We start from the raw sequence: 18,431 nt of genomic DNA, 5'->3' as shown, positions 1-18,431 counted from the left end.
GGCTTTGCCGGTATTCGCGGGCGAGCCCGCTCCCACAGGAGAGTTGTGGTGCCTGATTACTCGGCGATCAGCCAGTCCATGCGGTAGCTGCCATCGGTCTGCGCCAGCTCCTTGGCCAGCCACGGCAGCAGCTCCTTGAGCTCTTCTTCCAGCCCCCATGGCGGGTTGGCGATGGCCAGGCCAGAGCCATTGAGCCCCTGCGGGCTGTCCTGGTGATGCACATACAGCTCGACCCGCAGCAGTTTCGGCGCACCGGTGCTGGTCAGGTCCTGGTAGTAGCGAGTCAGCGAGCGCTGGTCCTTGATCGGGTACCAGATGGCCGCGACGGTCTGGCGCATGCGGCCAATCGCCTCTTTCATGGCGTTGGTGCAGCGCTTGAGCTCATCGGCCTGCTCGAACGGCGGGTCGATCAGCATGATCGCGCGCTTTTCCTGCACGGGCAGCAAGGCACGCGGCACATGCCAGCCTTCGCCCAGGTGCACGACCACGCGGGGGTCTTTTTTCATGTTTTCTTTGAGCAGCGGCCCGTCTTCGGGGTGCTTCTCGTTGAGCAGGGCACGGTCTTGCTGGCGCATCAGGCGGCGGGCCAGCTCGGGCGAACCGGGGTAGTAGCGCAGCTCGCCGTCGGCGTTCAGGCGCTTGATGACGCGCAGGTAATCGGCAGCCATGGCTGGCAGGTCGTCACGATTCCACAAGCGGGCAACGCCTTCCAGATACTCGCCGGTACGGGTTGCCTGGTCGCCTTGCAGGTCGTACAGACCAAGCCCTGCGTGGGTATCGATATAGGCGAACGGCTGCTCCTTGCGCGACATCAGGGCGATGAGGCGGGTCAGCACGATGTGTTTGAGGACGTCGGCGTGGTTGCCGGCGTGGAAGGCGTGACGATAGTTCATGGCAACTCCTGCGGGGGTGGCAAGTTTACCTTGCCTTGCAGGCGGAGTCAGGCCTGGCTGTCGATCGGTGTTAGCTCCATTCGCGGGCAAGCCCGCTCCCACAGGACTTGCGCAGATCTCTAGTTCTGCGAAGCACCTGTGGGAGCGGGCTTGCCCGCGAAGAAGGCAACACCGAATCAGCGGGTGTTACTTGTCAGCGTGATAAGCCGCATCAGCAGTCTCGAAACGCTTGACCATCGACTGCGACGGGCTGCCCAGCTTGCTCACCAGCACAATGGCAATGCTGGCGAACAGGAAGCCCGGGATGATCTCGTAGAGCCCGAGGGTGTCGAAGTTCTTCCACAGGATCACGGTCAGCGCGCCCACCACGATACCGGCCAGCGCGCCGTTACGGGTCATGCCTTTCCACAGCACCGAAATCAGCACTACCGGGCCGAAGGCCGCACCGAAACCAGCCCAGGCATAGGCCACCAGGCCCAGCACGCGGTTTTCGGGGTTGGCCGCCATGGCGATGGCGATCAGGGCAACGGCCAGTACCATCAGGCGGCCGACCCACACGAGCTCACCCTGCGAAGCGTTCTTGCGCAGGAAGGCTTTGTAGAAGTCTTCGGTCAGGGCACTGGAGCACACCAGCAGCTGGCAGCTCAGGGTGCTCATTACTGCCGCCAGGATGGCCGACAGCAGCACACCGGCGATCCATGGGTTGAACAGGATCTTGGCCAGTTCGATGAACACACGCTCGTGGTTTTCGGTAACCGGACCCGCCAGGCCAGGGTTCGCCGAGAAGTAGGCGATACCGAAGAAGCCCACGGCACAGGTACCGGCCAGGCACAGGATCATCCAGGTCATGGAGATACGGCGGGCGCTGGCGATCGATTTCACCGAATCGGCAGCCATGAAGCGCGCCAGGATGTGCGGCTGGCCGAAATAGCCCAGGCCCCAGCCCATCAGTGAAATGATGCCAATAAAGGTTGCGCCCTTGAGCATGTCGAAGTTGGCCGGGTTCACTGCCTCGATGGCGGCGAAGGTGGTGTCGAAACCGCCGGTCGAGATCAGCACGATCACCGGGGTGAGGATGAGCGCGAAGATCATCAGCGACGCCTGCACGGTATCGGTCCAGCTCACCGCCAGGAAACCACCCACGAAGGTGTAGGCGATGGTAGCCGCAGCGCCGGCCCACAGGGCGGTTTCGTAAGACATGCCAAAGGTGCTTTCGAACAGCCGGGCACCGGCAACGATGCCAGAGGCGCAGTAGATGGTGAAGAACACCAGGATGACGATGGCCGAGATGATCCGCAGCAGGCCGCTGTTGTCTTCGAAGCGGCTGGAGAAGTAGTCCGGCAGGGTCAGTGCATCACCGTTGTGCTCGGTCTGCACGCGCAGGCGGCCGGCGACGAACAGCCAGTTCAGGTAGGCGCCGACGGTAAGGCCGATGGCGATCCAAGCTTCGGAAAGGCCGGAGAAGTAGATCGCGCCCGGCAGGCCCATCAGCAGCCAGCCACTCATGTCGGAAGCGCCAGCGGAAAGCGCGGTCACCACGCTGCCCAGGCTACGACCGCCGAGGATGTAGTCGGAAAGGTTGTTGGTGGCGCGATAGGCGGCGAAGCCGATCAGCACCATTGCCGCGATGTAGATCACGAAGGTGATCGTTAGTGGGTTGCCCATACGTGTGCCCTGGCGTTTGTTTTTATCTCATTAGCAACCGCAGTCATGGCGGTTGCACCCAGGCGGCGAATGCTATGCAACAACACAAAGCGGGTGCAACCCTTTTTCATTTGCAAGTTGCACCTGCCCGTGCATTTTCCGATAAAGCTGCTTTTTTGCTCCTTTTTGGCGTATCAAACCGTTTTTTCAGAATAAAAAGCACAGAAAACGTCCCTTTCCATCGCGTGGAAATGACTGTCAGACGAGTTGCACCTTTTACACAAAAAATTCGGGTTGCACCTGGTTGCACCCAAATTATCCTACAGATACTCTTGACGCCAGCTTAGGCCACAACCGTGGCAATAACGAGGATAAGAAATGGCGACTACCACCCTTGGGGTCAAACTCGACGACCCGACCCGTGAGCGACTCAAAGCAGCTGCGCAGTCCATTGACCGCACGCCGCACTGGTTGATCAAGCAAGCGATCTTCAACTACTTGGAGAAGCTCGAGGGTGGTGCCACCCTGACCGAACTCAACGGTCATGTCAGCAACCTGGCCGACGACGCCGGCGAAGTCCAGGCAGACCACAGCCACCAGTGCTTCCTCGAATTCGCCGAAAGCATCCTGCCGCAGTCGGTGCTGCGCTCGGCAATCACTGCCGCCTACCGCCGCCCCGAGCAGGAAGTGGTGCCAATGCTGCTGGAGCAGGCGCGCCTGAGCGCCCCGCTGGCAGAGGCCACCAACAAGCTGGCCGCCGGCATCGCCGAAAAGCTGCGCAACCAGAAGAGCGCCGGTGGCCGTGCTGGTATTGTTCAGGGCCTGCTGCAGGAATTCTCACTGTCGTCCCAGGAGGGCGTGGCGCTGATGTGCCTGGCCGAAGCCTTGCTGCGCATCCCCGACAAGGGCACCCGCGACGCACTGATCCGCGACAAGATCAGCACTGGCAACTGGCAGCCGCACCTGGGCAACAGCCCGTCGCTGTTCGTCAACGCCGCCACCTGGGGCCTGCTGCTGACCGGCAAGCTGGTCAGCACCCATAACGAATCCGGCCTCACCTCCTCGCTCACCCGCATCATCGGCAAGAGCGGCGAGCCGATGATCCGCAAGGGCGTCGACATGGCCATGCGCCTGATGGGCGAGCAGTTCGTGACCGGTGAAACCATTGCCGAAGCCCTCGCCAACGCCAGCCGCTTCGAGGCCAAAGGTTTCCGCTATTCCTACGACATGCTCGGCGAAGCGGCACTGACCGAGCACGACGCACAGAAGTACCTGGCGTCCTACGAGCAGGCCATCCACTCGATCGGCAAAGCCTCCCATGGCCGCGGCATCTATGAAGGCCCGGGCATCTCCATCAAGCTGTCGGCGCTGCACCCACGCTACAGCCGCGCCCAGTACGAGCGCGTGATGGAAGAGCTGTACCCGCGTCTGCTGTCGCTGACCCAATTGGCCAAGCAGTACGACATCGGCCTGAACATCGACGCCGAAGAGGCCGACCGCCTGGAGCTGTCGCTCGACCTGCTCGAGCGTCTGTGCTTCGAACCATCGCTGGCTGGCTGGAACGGTATCGGCTTTGTTATCCAGGCCTACCAGAAGCGCTGCCCGTACGTGATCGACTACGTCATCGACCTGGCCAAGCGCAGCCGCCACCGCCTGATGATCCGTCTGGTAAAAGGCGCCTACTGGGACAGCGAGATCAAGCGCGCCCAGGTCGAAGGCCTGGAAGGCTACCCGGTCTACACCCGCAAGGTGTACACCGACGTCTCCTACGTGGCCTGCGCCCGCAAGCTGCTGGCCGTGCCAGAAGCCATCTACCCACAGTTCGCCACCCACAACGCCCACACCCTGTCGGCCATTTACCACATTGCCGGGCAGAACTATTACCCGGGCCAGTACGAGTTCCAGTGCCTGCACGGCATGGGCGAGCCACTGTACGAGCAAGTGGTCGGCAAGGTTGCCGATGGCAAGCTGAACCGCCCGTGCCGTGTGTATGCACCGGTCGGCACCCACGAAACACTGCTGGCCTACCTGGTACGCCGCCTGCTGGAAAACGGCGCCAACACCTCGTTCGTCAACCGCATCGCCGACCACTCGATTTCCATCCAGGAACTGGTTGCCGACCCGGTCGCCAGCATCGAGCGCATGGGCACCCAGGAAGGCAACATTGGCCTGCCGCACCCGCGTATCCCGCTGCCGCGTGAACTGTATGGCAGCGAGCGCGCGAACTCGGCCGGTATCGACATGGCCAACGAACACCGCCTGGCGTCGCTGTCCTGCGCCATGCTGGCCACCGCTCACAACGACTGGAAAGCCGCCCCGCTGCTGGCCTGCGCGGCCAGCCAAGGTGCCGCCGCACCTGTACTAAACCCGGCAGACCACCGCGACGTGGTGGGCCATGTACAGGAAGCTACCGTCGCCGATGTCGACAACGCCATCCAGTGCGCGCTGAATGCTGCACCGATCTGGCAGGCCACCCCGCCCGCCGAGCGCGCCGCCATTCTGGAGCGCACCGCCGACCTGATGGAAGCCGAAATCCAGCCGCTGATGGGCCTGCTCATCCGCGAAGCGGGCAAAACCTTCGCCAACGCCATTGCCGAAGTGCGCGAGGCTGTGGACTTCCTGCGTTACTACGCGGTACAAGCCCGCAACGACTTCAGCAACGACGCCCACCGCCCACTGGGCCCCGTGGTGTGCATCAGCCCTTGGAACTTCCCGCTGGCGATCTTCACTGGCCAGGTGGCCGCTGCCCTGGCCGCCGGTAACCCGGTGCTGGCCAAGCCAGCCGAGCAAACCCCGCTGATCGCCGCCCAGGCCGTGCGCCTGCTGCTGGAAGCCGGCATCCCTGAAGGCGTGCTGCAACTGCTGCCAGGCCGCGGTGAAACCGTCGGTGCCGGCCTGGTGGGTGATGAGCGCGTCAAAGGCGTGATGTTCACCGGCTCTACCGAAGTAGCCCGCCTGCTGCAGCGCAACGTCGCCGGCCGTCTGGACAACCAGGGCCGTCCGATCCCGCTGATCGCCGAAACCGGTGGCCAGAACGCCATGATCGTCGACTCCTCGGCACTGACCGAGCAGGTGGTGATCGACGTGGTGTCCTCGGCCTTCGACAGCGCCGGCCAGCGTTGCTCTGCCCTGCGCGTGCTGTGCCTGCAGGAAGACTCTGCCGACCGCGTGATCGAAATGCTCAAGGGCGCCATGGCCGAAAGCCGCCTGGGCTGCCCGGACCGCCTGGCCGTGGACATTGGCCCGGTGATCGACGCCGAAGCCAAGGCCGGCATCGAGAAGCACATCCAGGGCATGCGCGAGAAAGGCCGCTCGGTCTATCAAGTGGCAATCGCCGATGCCGCCGAGATCAAGCGCGGCACCTTCGTGATGCCAACCCTGATCGAACTGGAAAGCTTCGACGAGCTGAAGCGCGAAATCTTCGGCCCGGTACTGCACGTGGTGCGCTACAACCGTCGCAACCTGGACCAGTTGATCGAGCAGATCAACAACTCCGGCTACGGCCTGACCCTCGGCGTGCACACCCGCATCGACGAGACCATCGCCAAAGTCGTGGAAACCGCCAACGCCGGGAACATGTACGTCAACCGCAACATCGTCGGTGCGGTGGTGGGTGTCCAGCCGTTCGGTGGTGAAGGCCTGTCTGGTACCGGCCCGAAAGCCGGCGGCCCGCTGTACCTGTACCGCCTGCTGTCGACCCGCCCGGCCGATGCCATTGGCCGCCACTTCCAGCACCAGGATGGCGAAGGCAAGCCGGACCGCACCCTGCACGATCAGCTGATCAAGCCGCTGCACGGCCTGAAGGCCTGGGCAGAAAGCAACCAGCTGGCCGACCTGGCCGCGCTGTGCAGCCAGTTCGCCAGCCAGTCGCAGAGCGGCATCGCCCGCCTGCTGCCAGGCCCGACCGGCGAGCGCAACAGCTACACCATCCTGCCGCGCGAGCACGTGCTGTGCCTGGCCGACAACGAGGCCGACCTGCTGGCCCAGTTCGCTGCCGTGCTGGCGGTGGGCAGCTCGGCGGTATGGGCTGACGGAGAACCCGGCAAAGCCCTTCGCCAGCGCCTGCCGCGCGAGCTACAGGCCAAGGTGAAGCTGGTTTCGGACTGGAACAAGGATGAAGTGGCGTTTGACGCCGTGATCCACCATGGCGACTCGGACCAGCTGCGTGGCGTTTGCCAGCAGGTGGCCAAGCGGGCCGGGGCGATCGTGGGTGTGCATGGGCTGTCCAGTGGGGATCATCAGATTGCGCTGGAGCGCTTGGTGATCGAGCGGGCGGTGAGTGTGAACACTGCGGCTGCTGGTGGTAACGCCAGCTTGATGACCATTGGCTGATAGCTGTTGGAAAAAAAGGAGAGCTTCGGCTCTCCTTTTTTATGGGCGTGTGGTTTGAGATGTTCAGGGCCTGTGAGATCCAGCGCCGCCCGCGCGGCGCATCGCGAGCTGCGCTCGCTCCTACGTGTGTTTCGGGCCAATTATTCCTGCGGGATTTGCGCGCGAACGCTTTGGTGCATGACACGATATCGCGTCGTACAAGCCAGGCGGTCGCGCGCCTCTGGCACAGGCATGACGGGCCCGAAACACACGTAGGAGCGAGCGCAGCTCGCGATGCGCCGCGCGGGCGGCGCTCGATCTCACAGGCGCTAAAGGACAAAAGGTAAGCGCCTGAATACCCCAATCCCTTTCTAAACCCATATCACCCAAACCTATTAACCTCCCCCCCTCCCCATCCAACTCCCTACACTCGCAGCATCCCGCCTCAGGACCGCCACCATGCCCGAGACCCTGCTCAGCCCCCGTAACCTCGCCTTCGAACTCTACGAAGTACTCGACGCCGAAGCCCTCACCCAGCGCCCGCGCTTCGCCGAGCACAGCCGAGAAACCTTCGACGCGGCACTGACCACCGCCCGCACCATCGCCGAAAAGTACTTCGCCCCGCACAACCGCAAGTCCGACGAAAACGAGCCGCGCTATGTTGACGGCCGCGCCGAACTGATCCCCGAGGTGAAACCTGCCGTCGATGCGTTCCTTGAAGCCGGTTTTCTCAACGCCAACCGCGACTTCGAAGCTGGCGGCATGCAACTGCCCAGCCTGGTCTCGCAGGCCTGCTTTGCCCACTTCCAGGCCGCCAACGCCAGCACCACGGCCTACCCGTTCCTGACCATGGGCGCAGCCAACCTCATTGAGAGCTTCGGCACCGACGAACAGAAGCGCCTGTTCCTGCAACCCATGATCGAAGGTCGCTACTTCGGCACAATGGCGCTCACCGAACCCCACGCAGGCTCATCGCTGGCCGACATCCGCACCCGGGCAGAACCGGAGGGCGACGGCAGCTACAGGCTCAAGGGCAACAAGATCTTCATCTCCGCCGGCGACCACGAGCTGTCGGAAAACATCGTGCACATGGTGCTGGCCAAGCTCCCGGACGCCCCGCCCGGAGTTAAGGGCATTTCGCTGTTCATCGTGCCCAAGTACCACGTCAATCCGGACGGCAGCCGTGGCCCACGCAACGATGTGCTGCTGGCCGGGCTGTTCCACAAGATGGGCTGGCGTGGCACCACCTCCACCGCGCTGAACTTCGGCGACAACGGCCAGTGCATCGGCTACTTGGTCGGCCAGCCTCATCAGGGCCTGGCCTGCATGTTCCAGATGATGAACGAGGCACGCATCGGTGTTGGCATGGGCGCAGTAATGCTCGGTTACGCCGGTTACCTGTACTCGCAGGAATACGCCCGCCAGCGCCCGCAGGGTCGGCTGCCGGATAACAAAGACCCACACAGCCCGGCCGTGCCGATCATCGAGCACAGCGATGTGAAGCGCATGCTGCTGGCCCAGAAGGCCTACGTAGAAGGCGCCTTCGACCTGGGCCTGTACGCCGCTCGCCTGTTCGACGACACCCAGACCGCCAGCGAAGAAAGCACTCGCAAGCAGGCTCAGGCATTGCTCGACCTGCTGACCCCTATCGTCAAATCCTGGCCCTCGGCCTTCTGCCTCAAGGCAAACGAACTGGCCATCCAGATTCTCGGCGGCCACGGCTATACCCGCGAATACCCGGTAGAACAGTACTACCGCGACAACCGCCTGAACCCGATTCACGAAGGCACCGAAGGCATCCAGTCGCTCGACCTGCTCGGCCGCAAGCTGGCACAGAACAACGGCGCCGGCCTCAAGCAACTGATCCGCCTGATCGCCAGCACAGGCGAACGTGCCAGCCATCACCCGAACCTCGACCCGCTGCGCCAGCCGCTGGAGCAATTGGTCAACCGGCTGCAAAGCGTGACCCTGGCGCTGCTCGGCGACCTGGCCCAGGGCAAAGTCGCAGGCGCCCTGGCCAACTCGGCCCTGTACCTCAAGGCGTTCGGCCACTGCGTGATCGGCTGGCGTTGGCTGGAACAGGCCATTCACGCCGAGCTTGGCTTATTCAAGGGTAACCCCGCTGACCGCGACTTCTACCTCGGCAAGCTGCAAGCGGCGCGTTATTTCCTGACCTGGGAAGTACCGGGCTGCCATAATGAGCTGGCATTGCTAGAGGCGCGCGACGACACTTGCCTCACCATGCAGGACGAGTGGTTCTAAGGGGGAGCCACCGGGTACACGGAGGCTTGTGCATGTTTGATTCCAGCGCCCTGCTGCGCCAGCGCTTTGCCGCGCTGCGCAGTACGGCCGAATTGTTTTCCCTGCGGCATGTGAAACAGTCGCACCAGGCGCTGTCGGTTCGCCGCAATGTTGCCGAACCTCCCTTCTTCAGCCAGGACGAAGGCGCCATGCTCACCGTGCGGATCAACGGCGTGGAGGCTTACGCGGCCACCGCCGACCTGTCCCAGGCGGGCCTGCAGCACGCGTTGGAGCAGGCCGAGGCCCTGGCCCGGCAGATCGCCCGGCACAGCTTGCTCGATCTGCGCGACCAACCCGTGACCAACGCCCGTCACGACCATGTTTCACCCAACTTCGACCAGCCTGTGCCGTCCCTCGCCGACTGCCTTGGCTTGCTTGCCGCCGAGTCGGCCAGCGTCCCCAAGGACGACCGCCTGGTGGACTGGCAAGCCAGCCTGGGCCTGACCCTGGTCGAGCAAACCTACCTGAACTCGGCCGGCGCCGAACTGCGCCATGCCCAGCGTTTCCTGTTCCCGGGGCTGGGCGTGACCGCTAGCGACGGGCAGGACAGCCAGAGCCGCAGCCTGGGCCGCGACAACTTCGGCCAGCAGGGTGGCTTCGAGATCATCGAGCGCTGCGGGTTGGTGGGCGCCGCCCGGCAGGTCGCCGACGAGGCGCTGCAACTGCTGCTGGCCCCCAACACCCCAAGCGGCCCGCGTGACCTGCTGCTGATGCCGGACCAGATGATGCTGCAGATCCACGAGTCCATCGGCCACCCGCTGGAAATGGACCGCATCCTCGGTGACGAGCGTAATTACGCTGGCACCAGCTTCGTCAAAGCCAGCGATTTCGGCCACCTGCAATACGGCTCCAGCCTGCTGAACGTGACGTTCGACCCGACCATCGGCGAAGAGCTGGCCAGCTACAGCTTTGACGACGACGGCACCCCGGCCAGCAAGCAGTTCCTGATCCGCGACGGCCTGCTGTTGCGCCCGCTGGGCGGCGCATTGTCGCAATTCCGCTCTGGTCTGGACGGCGTGGCCAACAGCCGCGCCTGCGGGTGGAACCGTGCACCGATCGACCGCATGGCCAACCTGAACATCGAGCCGGGCGACCAGAGCCTGGCGCAACTGGTGAAGGGCATCGAGCATGGCATCCTGATGCGCACCAACCGTTCCTGGTCCATCGACGACGCGCGCAACAAGTTCCAGTTCGGCTGCGAATGGGGCCAGCTGATCGAAAACGGCGGGCTCAAGGGCATCGTCAAGAACCCCAACTACCGCGGCATCTCCGCACAGTTCTGGCGCAACCTGGCGGCGGTTGGCGACCGCAGCACCTTCCAGGTACTTGGCACGCCCAACTGCGGCAAGGGCGAGCCCAACCAGGTGGTGCGGGTCGGTCATGCCTCGCCGGCCTGCGTATTCCGCCAGATTGACGTATTTGGAGGAGACGCCTGATGAAGCACGCTTTCGAAACCCTGGTCGGGGATGTGCGCGCCGCCCTGCAAGCAGGCGAGCAGTTCACCCTCGGCTACAGCGCCGAACAGTCGCAATTCGTGCGTTTCAACAATGCCAAGGTGCGCCAGGCCGGCACTGTAAGCCAGGCCAGCGCGCAACTGCGGTTGGTCCGTGATGGCCGCCAGGCGGAACAGCAGGTGACCTTGAGTGGCGACGCGCAACTGGACCGCCAGCGCCTTGGCGATGCGCTGGAGCAACTGCGCCAGACCTTGCCACTGTTGGCCGTTGACCCTTATCTGCGGCTAGACGAAAGTGCCTGGCAAAGCCACAGCCTGCAGGTGCAGCCCGTGCCCGAACTGGACGAAGTACTGGCCCTGCTCGACCACGAAGCAGGCGAGCTGGACCTGGTCGGTATCTACGCTGCCGGTCCGATCTGCCGGGGCTTTGCCAGTTCGTTCGGTGCCTTTGGCTGGCACCAGGCCAACAGCTTCAACTTCGACTGGAGCCTGTTCCATGAAAACGGCCAGGCGGTGAAGGCCAACTATGCCGGCCAGGTGTGGAGCGCGGATGACTTCATCGCACGTCTGCGACAGGCGCGGGAACAGCTGGGCTTCCTTGGCCGCCCGGTAGTCACCCTCAAGCCCGGCAGCTATCGCGCCTACTTGGCACCAGCCGCCATGGACGAAATCGCTGGCATGCTGTGCTGGGGCGGCTTTTCCGCACAGGCCCTGGCCACCGGCAATAGCGCATTGCAACGTTTGTACAACGGCGATGCACGGCTGAGCCCGCTGGTGAGCTTTACCGAGCAGGTCAGCGGCTCGCTGAGCCCGGCGTTTTCCGATGAGGGGGCTCCACGCCTGGATGTGCCATTGATCCAGCAAGGTGAGGCTCGGCAGCGATTGATCAGTGCGCGCAGTGCGGCCGAATTCGAGTTGCTGGCCAATGGTGCCGACAGCTACGAGTCGCCGTGCGCACTGAGCCTGGCACCGGGTAACTTGACGAGCGAGCACATTCTTGAGCGCCTGGGCACCGGGCTGTACATCAGCAACCTGTGGTACCTGAACTACTCTGACCTGCCGGCAGCGCGCATGACCGGGCTGACCCGGTTCGCGACTTTCTGGGTGGAAAACGGGCAGATCCAGGGGCCCGTGAGCACCATGCGCTTCGATGACAGCCTGTACAGCTTGCTCGGCAGCCAGTTGGAGGACCTGACCCGCGAGCGCGAGATGATCTTGTCGACCAGCACCTATGGACAGCGCAGTACCGGGTCGAGTCATTTGCCGGGGGCACTGGTCAAAGGCCTGACCCTGACACTGTGATAGGCATTAGCGGCCTCTTCGCGGGCAAGCCCGCTCCCACAGGGTATTCACCACCCTCAGATGTGGTGCAGTACCTGTGGGAGCGGGCTTGCCCGCGAAGGGGCCGGCACTGACAAACGAGGAAGTCATGCCCGATCGAGCACCGCTAGACCCCGTCACCGCCCGCTGGATCCCCTGGGTGGTGGCCATCGCCTTCTTCATGCAGTCCCTGGACGGCACCATCCTCAACACCGCGCTGCCGGCCATGGCCCGCTCGCTGGCCGAAGACCCGCTGCGCATGCAGGGCGTGATCATCGCCTACATGCTCACCGTAGCCCTACTGATCCCTGCTTCGGGCTGGATCGCCGACCGTTTCGGCACCAAGCGCATCTTCTTCAGTGCCATCCTGCTGTTCAGCTTCGGCTCGCTACTGTGCGCCGCAGCCAATAGCCTGGGCTTTCTGATCTTCGCCCGCGTCGTGCAGGGCCTGGGCGGTGCGCTGATGCTGCCGGTCGGGCGGCTGGTGGTGTTGCGCGCCTACCCGCGCAGCGAGCTGGTGCGAATCATGAGTTTCATCACCATCCCCGGCCTCCTCGGCCCGTTGCTGGGCCCGACGGTCGGCGGCTGGCTGGTGGAAATCCTCAGTTGGCACTGGATCTTCCTGCTCAACCTGCCCGTCGGCCTGCTCGGCTGCCTGGCCGTGTGGAAGTTCATCCCGGACCTGCGCGGCGCCGAGCGCACCACGTTCGACGGCCCCGGTTTCCTGCTGTTCGGCGCCGCGATGGTACTGATCACCATCGCCATGGAAGGCCTGGGCGAGCTGCACCTGCCGCACTTGCGGGTGATGTTGCTGCTGTTCGCCGGCATGGCGTGCCTGGCCGCCTACTGGCTGCGTGCCGGGCGCGACCCGGAGCCTTTGTTCTCGCCCAGCCTGTTCCGCGTGCGCACCTTCGCCATCGGCATCCTTGGCAACCTGTTCGCCCGCTTGGGCAGTGGCGCCCTGCCGTTCCTGGTGCCGTTGCTGCTACAGGTCGCACTGGGTTACTCACCGGCCCAGGCCGGCATGAGCATGATCCCGCTGGCGGCAGCGGCCATGCTGGCCAAGTCCGTTGCCCGCCCGCTGATCGAGCGCTTCGGTTACCGCATCATCCTCACCGGCAACACCCTGCTGCTGGGCCTGCTGCTGGCCAGCCTGGGGCTGGTCGACGAGCAGACGCCCTACGCCGTGCTGCTGATTCAGTTGGGCTTGCTGGGGGCGGTCAACTCGATGCAGTTTACCGCGATGAACACCGTGACCCTGATCGACCTGGACGACGCCAGCGCCAGCAGCGGCAACAGCCTGCTGTCGGTGGTCGCGCAGCTGGCCCTGAGCCTGGGCGTAGCCTGTGCCGGCGCACTACTCGGTGGCTTCACCGCTGCCGGCAGCGCTGAAGGCGTGGAGTCCACCTTGGGCGCCTTCCAGCTGACCTTCGTCACCATCGGCGTGATGGCCATGCTGGCGGCAGCGATCTTCCTGCAACTGGCGCCCACGGACGGAAGGCGTGCCCGTCGTCCGGAAGAACACATGGAGTCGTAGGGCGAATGGCCATGAGGCTGGTAGACTATGCGGCATTTTTCGCTTCGCACCGCAGGCCAGCCTCGTGACCACCGAATCCACCGCCTTTGCCACTCTGCCGTTGTCCGCCGCCATGCTGGCGAATCTGGACGCCCTCGGCTATGCCTCGATGACGCCGATCCAGGCCCAGAGCCTGCCGGTCATCCTCAAGGGCCAGGACCTGATCGCCCAGGCCAAGACCGGCAGCGGCAAGACCGCCGCCTTCGGCATCGGCCTGCTGAACCCGATCAACCCGCGCTACTTCGGCTGCCAGGCGCTGGTGCTGTGCCCTACCCGCGAGCTTGCCGACCAGGTGGCCAAGGAGCTGCGCCGCCTGGCCCGCGCCGAGGACAACATCAAGATCCTCACCCTGTGCGGCGGCGTTTCGCTGGGCCCGCAAATCGCCTCGCTGGAGCACGGTGCGCACATCATCGTCGGCACCCCGGGGCGTATCCAGCAACACCTGGACAAGGGCACTCTGGTACTCGATGGCCTGAACACGCTGGTACTGGACGAAGCCGACCGCATGCTCGACATGGGCTTCTTCGACGCCATCGCCAGCATCATCGGCAAGACCCCGTCACGCCGCCAGACCCTGCTGTTCTCGGCCACCTACCCGGCCGGCATCAAGCAACTGGCCGCCGACTTCATGCGCAACCCACAGCAGGTGAAAGTCGAAAGCCTGCACACCGACAACCAGATCGAACAGCGCTTCATCGAGATCGACCCGCAGCAGCGCCTGGAGGCCGTCACCCGCGTGCTCGGCCACTACCGCCCGCAGTCCTGCGTGGCGTTCTGCTTCACCAAGCAGCAGTGCGAGGACGTGGTTGCCCACCTGACCGCCAAGGGCATCGTCGCCCAGGCGCTGCACGGCGACCTGGAGCAGCGCGACCGCGACCAGGTGCTGACCATGTTCGCCAACCGCAGCAGCTCGGTGCTGGTGGCTACCGACGTGGCCGCGCGCGGCCTGGATATCGATGGCCTGGACATGGTCATCAACGTGGAGCTGGCGCGTGATGCCGAAATCCACGTACACCGCGTGGGCCGTACCGGCCGTGCAGGTGAGAAAGGTGTTGCAGTCAGCCTGGTGGCACCGGCCGAAGGCCACCGTGCCCAGGCTATCGAGGAGCTGCAGAATAGCCCACTGCGCTGGGACCAGCTGGACAGCCTGAAGAACAAAGGCGGCGAGCCGCTGCTGCCGGTGATGAGCACCCTGTGCATTGCAGCCGGACGCAAGGACAAGCTGCGCCCAGGCGATATTCTCGGGGCACTGACCGGTGATGCCGGCATCCCGGGCAAGCAGGTGGGCAAGATTGCCATCTTCGACTTCCAGGCGTTCGTTGCCGTGGAGCGGGCGCTGGCCAAGCAGGCCATGCAGCGGCTGAACAGCGGCAAGATCAAGGGCCGCGCCCTGAAAGTCCGTATCGTTTGATATTTTTTGGGGCTGCTTCGCAGTCCATCGCAGTGGCCCCGGCTATTCATGAGGTAACACCGTGCATTCCACCGACGTCATCATCCTCGGCGCCGGCGCCGCCGGCCTGATGTGCGCCCAGCTCAGCGCCCGTCGTGGCCGCCGGGTGCTGCTGCTCGACCACGCCAACAAGCCCGGCAAGAAGATCCTCATGTCCGGCGGCGGGCGCTGCAATTTCACCAACATGTACACCGAGCCGGCCAACTTCCTGTCGCAGAACGCGCACTTCTGCAAGTCGGCCCTGGCCCGCTACACCCAGTGGGACTTCATCGAACTGGTGTGCAAGCACGGCGTGGCGTACCACGAGAAGAAGCTCGGCCAGCTGTTCTGCGACAACAAGGCCAGCGACATCCTCGACATGCTGCTGGCCGAGTGCGACGAGGCTGGCGCCGAAATCCGCATGCACACCAGCATCGAACAGATCGAAAAGACCGAAACCGGCTACCTGCTGCAGACCAGCGGTGGCCAGTTCGCCTGCCAGTCGCTGGTGATCGCCACCGGCGGCCTGTCGATCCCGACCCTGGGTGCCACCGGTTTCGGCTACCAGGTGGCGCGCCAGTTTGGCCACACCCTGCTGCCGACCCGCGCCGGGCTGGTGCCGTTCACCATCACCGAGCCCCAACTCAAGGCACTGTGCAGCGAGTTGTCCGGCACCTCGCTGGACTGCACCGCCAGCTGCAATGGCAGCAGCTTCCGCGAGAACCTGCTGTTTACCCACCGCGGCCTGAGCGGCCCGGCGATCTTGCAGATTTCTTCGTTCTGGGAAGCCGGTGACACGGTGGAGATCAACCTGCTGCCGGACCGCGATGCGCTCACCTGGCTGCAACAGATGCAAACCGAGCGCGCCAACGCCGAACTGAAGACCGTGCTGGGCGAGGTGTTCACCCGCAAGCTGGCCAACCTGCTGGCCGAGCAATGGTTCGAGTCCAGGCCGATGAAGCAGTACACCCCGGCAGAGCTGGCACAGATCGCCGAAAAGCTGGCGACCTGGCAAGTGGTACCGGCCGGCACCGAAGGCTACCGCACCGCCGAAGTCACCCTGGGCGGCGTGGATACGCGCGAAGTGTCGTCCAAGACCATGGAATCGCTGAAAAGCCCGGGGCTGTACTTCATTGGCGAAGTGCTCGACGTCACCGGCCACCTGGGCGGGTTCAACTTCCAGTGGGCCTGGGCATCGGCCAACGCCGCAGCGCAGTTCGTGTAGAGTAGAATCCATTCAGCAGCACGGAACGCTTCTTGCTGGCCCGTGCTGCAATGCATTCTTCGCTTACTGCCTAGCAGGCCATCATGTCATCGAGCTCGTTCCGTCAGTCACTGCGTCGCCTGTGGGGCCAAGACAAGTTCAGCTACAGCATCCGGGTCACCATCGCCCTCACCGGCAGCCTGGCCCTGTGCTGGTACCAGAACGAGATGGCCCTGCTGATCCCCCTGTTCCTCGGCATCATCGCCAGTGCCCTGGCCGAAACCGACGACAGCTGGCAAGGCCGTCTCAGCGCCCTTGCCGTTACCCTCGTGTGTTTTGCCATCGCCGCGTTGGCGGTGGAGCTACTGTTCCCCTACCCCTGGGTTTTCGTTGTTGCCTTGGCCTTGGCCGCATTCGGCCTGACCATGCTCGGTGCTTTGGGCGAACGCTACGGTGCCATCGCTTCAGCGACCTTGATCACAGCGGTTTACACCATGATCGGCGTGGACCAGCGCGGAGGCCAGGTGACGGACTTCTGGCACGAGCCTTTGCTGCTGGTGACGGGGGCGGCCTGGTACGGGCTGCTGTCGGTGCTGTGGCAGGCACTGTTCTCCAACCAGCCGGTGCAGCAAAGCCTGGCCAAGCTGTTCTTCGAGCTGGGCAGCTACCTCAAGCTCAAGGCCAGCCTGTTCGAGCCGGTACGCACCCTCGACGTCGAGGCCCGGCGCCTTGAGCTGGCGCAGCAAAACGGCAAGGTGGTGGCGGCGCTCAACGCAGCCAAGGAAATCATCCTGCACCGGGTCGGCAACAGCCAGCCGAACTCCAAGGTCAGCCGCTACCTCAAGCTGTATTTTCTGGCCCAGGACATCCACGAGCGGGTCAGTGCCTCGCACTACCCCTATAACGCCCTGACCGACGCGTTCTTCCACAGTGATGTGATGTTTCGCTGCCAGCGCCTGCTGCGCAAGCAGGGTTCGTCCTGCCAGGAACTGGCGCGCTCGATCCGCCTGCGCCAGCCGTTCGTGTTGGCCAGCGGTTATCCCGAAGCCCTCGAAGACCTCAACGCTTCGCTAGAGCACCTGCGCATCCAGAGCAACCCGGCCTGGCGTGGCCTGTTGCGTTCGCTGCGGGCACTGGCCGCCAACCTGGCAACACTGGACCGCCTGCTAAGCGCCGCCAGCAACCCGGACAGCCTGGCCGACGCCAGCGACAGCAGCCTGCTCGACCGCTCCCCACGCTCGCTGAAAGACGTGTGGACACGCCTGCGCACCCAGCTGACGCCGACCTCGCTGTTGTTCCGTCATGCCCTGCGGCTGCCGCTGGCACTGTCGATCGGCTACGGCATGGTGCACCTGATCCACCCCACCCAAGGCTACTGGATCATCCTGACCACGTTGTTCGTGTGCCAGCCCAACTACGGCGCAACCCGGCGCAAGCTGGTACAGCGAATCGTCGGCACCGCCGTCGGCCTGACAGTGGGCTGGGCGTTGTTCGACCTGTTCCCCAACCCGGTCATCCAGTCGCTGTTCGCCGTGGTCGCCGGGGTGGTGTTCTTCGTCAACCGCACCACCCGCTACACCCTGGCCACGGCGGCGATCACCCTGATGGTACTGTTCTGCTTCAATCAGATCGGCGATGGATATGGGCTGTTCCTGCCGCGCCTGTTCGATACCCTGGTGGGCAGCCTGATCGCCATCCTGGCGGTGTTCCTGTTCCTGCCTGACTGGCAAGGGCGGCGGCTGAACAAGGCACTGGCCAATACCCTCGCGTGCGCCAGCGTATACCTGCGCCAGATCATGCAGCAGTATGCCCACGGCAAGCGCGACGACCTGGCCTACCGCCTGGCCCGGCGCAATGCCCACAACGCCGACGCGGCGCTGTCCACCACCTTGGCCAACATGCTGATGGAGCCTGGGCATTTCCGTAAGGAAGCGGATGTGGGCTTCCGTTTCCTGGTGCTGTCACACACCCTGCTCAGCTACCTCTCCGGGCTGGGTGCACACCGCGACACGGCGTTGCCGGCGGAGGTCCAGGAGCAGCTGATCGAGGATGCCGGGCAAAGCCTGGCCAGCAGCCTGGACGAAATAGCCAATGGGCTGGCGGCGCGCTTGCCGGTGGCGATTCACAGTGATGAAGAAGAGGCGCTGGCCAATGCCCTGGAGCAGATGCCGGAAGAACTGGATGAGCACCAGCGGCTGGTGCAGACGCAGTTGGCGTTGATTTGCCGGCAGTTGGCGCCGTTGCGGACCTTGGCGGCGCATTTGATCAAGGAAGGAGCACCCGCCTGACTTTTGTGTGGC

The 18,431-nt window shown here is 64.2% G+C and carries 10 protein-coding genes; 8 read left to right on the top strand and 2 right to left on the bottom strand.

All coding sequences use genetic code 11. The features are described from left to right. Positions 1–56: 56 nt before the first annotated feature. Both ACF8MI_RS20845 and putP read right to left on the bottom strand, forming a co-directional pair. The gene (locus ACF8MI_RS20845) at positions 57–893 is read right to left on the bottom strand and encodes a 23S rRNA (adenine(2030)-N(6))-methyltransferase RlmJ (RefSeq protein WP_016712364.1); all 837 of its coding nucleotides are present in this window, start codon (positions 891–893) and stop codon (positions 57–59) included. A 186-nt stretch (positions 894–1,079) separates the two neighbouring features. Further along, entirely contained in the window at positions 1,080–2,558 is a 1,479-nt protein-coding gene (putP, locus tag ACF8MI_RS20840; RefSeq protein WP_060500301.1) for a sodium/proline symporter PutP, read from the bottom strand. Between the two features lie 357 nt (positions 2,559–2,915). On the opposite strand from putP, the gene putA reads away from it, so the two are divergent. The 8 genes from putA (at position 2,916) to yccS (ending at position 18,419) form a co-directional block, all read left to right on the top strand. After that, complete coding sequence (gene putA, locus ACF8MI_RS20835) at positions 2,916–6,869, top strand: trifunctional transcriptional regulator/proline dehydrogenase/L-glutamate gamma-semialdehyde dehydrogenase (protein ID WP_104833847.1); 3,954 nt, start codon at positions 2,916–2,918, stop codon at positions 6,867–6,869. Between the two features lie 438 nt (positions 6,870–7,307). Further along, positions 7,308–9,110 carry an acyl-CoA dehydrogenase gene (locus ACF8MI_RS20830; RefSeq protein ID WP_164525143.1) on the top strand — a complete coding sequence of 601 codons (1,803 nt, stop codon included), beginning with the start codon at positions 7,308–7,310 and terminating at the stop codon, positions 9,108–9,110. A gap of 32 nt (positions 9,111–9,142) precedes the next feature. Beyond that, positions 9,143–10,585 (top strand): TldD/PmbA family protein, encoded by a 1,443-nt coding sequence (locus tag ACF8MI_RS20825; protein ID WP_200928847.1) that lies wholly within the window; start codon positions 9,143–9,145, stop codon positions 10,583–10,585. Next, positions 10,585–11,904, top strand: a complete 1,320-nt coding sequence (locus ACF8MI_RS20820) for a TldD/PmbA family protein (RefSeq protein WP_104833845.1) — start codon at positions 10,585–10,587, stop codon at positions 11,902–11,904. Before ACF8MI_RS20825 ends, ACF8MI_RS20820 begins: the two co-directional genes overlap by 1 nt. Before the next feature lie 127 nt (positions 11,905–12,031). Continuing rightward, positions 12,032–13,459, top strand: a complete 1,428-nt coding sequence (mdtD, locus tag ACF8MI_RS20815) for a multidrug transporter subunit MdtD (protein ID WP_060500985.1) — start codon at positions 12,032–12,034, stop codon at positions 13,457–13,459. 112 nt (positions 13,460–13,571) lie between these two features. Beyond that, a complete protein-coding gene (gene dbpA / locus ACF8MI_RS20810) occupies positions 13,572–14,909 on the top strand; it encodes an ATP-dependent RNA helicase DbpA (RefSeq protein WP_232333298.1) in 1,338 nt (445 codons plus the stop codon). A 61-nt stretch (positions 14,910–14,970) separates the two neighbouring features. Next, entirely contained in the window at positions 14,971–16,152 is a 1,182-nt protein-coding gene (locus ACF8MI_RS20805) for an NAD(P)/FAD-dependent oxidoreductase (protein ID WP_200928848.1), read from the top strand. An 83-nt stretch (positions 16,153–16,235) separates the two neighbouring features. Further along, complete coding sequence (yccS, locus tag ACF8MI_RS20800; protein WP_200928849.1) at positions 16,236–18,419, top strand: YccS family putative transporter; 2,184 nt, start codon at positions 16,236–16,238, stop codon at positions 18,417–18,419. Positions 18,420–18,431: the final 12 nt, after the last annotated feature.

It is taken from the genome of Pseudomonas sp. yb_9, assembly GCF_043103635.1.
Classification (GTDB): Bacteria; Pseudomonadota; Gammaproteobacteria; order Pseudomonadales; family Pseudomonadaceae; genus Aquipseudomonas; species Aquipseudomonas monteilii.
The sequence above is the reverse complement of the archived record's forward strand: the minus strand, read 5'-3'. Positions and strand labels throughout refer to the sequence as shown.

Coding starts and splice junctions, on each gene's coding strand:
- yccS (WP_200928849.1), top strand. CDS start 16,236: ATGTCATCGAGCTCGTTCCGTCAGTCACTGCGTCGCCTGTGGGGCCAA.
- ACF8MI_RS20820 (WP_104833845.1), top strand. CDS start 10,585: ATGAAGCACGCTTTCGAAACCCTGGTCGGGGATGTGCGCGCCGCCCTG.
- ACF8MI_RS20845 (WP_016712364.1), bottom strand. CDS start 893: ATGAACTATCGTCACGCCTTCCACGCCGGCAACCACGCCGACGTCCTC.
- dbpA (WP_232333298.1), top strand. CDS start 13,572: ATGCTGGCGAATCTGGACGCCCTCGGCTATGCCTCGATGACGCCGATC.
- ACF8MI_RS20830 (WP_164525143.1), top strand. CDS start 7,308: ATGCCCGAGACCCTGCTCAGCCCCCGTAACCTCGCCTTCGAACTCTAC.
- ACF8MI_RS20825 (WP_200928847.1), top strand. CDS start 9,143: ATGTTTGATTCCAGCGCCCTGCTGCGCCAGCGCTTTGCCGCGCTGCGC.
- putP (WP_060500301.1), bottom strand. CDS start 2,558: ATGGGCAACCCACTAACGATCACCTTCGTGATCTACATCGCGGCAATG.
- putA (WP_104833847.1), top strand. CDS start 2,916: ATGGCGACTACCACCCTTGGGGTCAAACTCGACGACCCGACCCGTGAG.
- mdtD (WP_060500985.1), top strand. CDS start 12,032: ATGCCCGATCGAGCACCGCTAGACCCCGTCACCGCCCGCTGGATCCCC.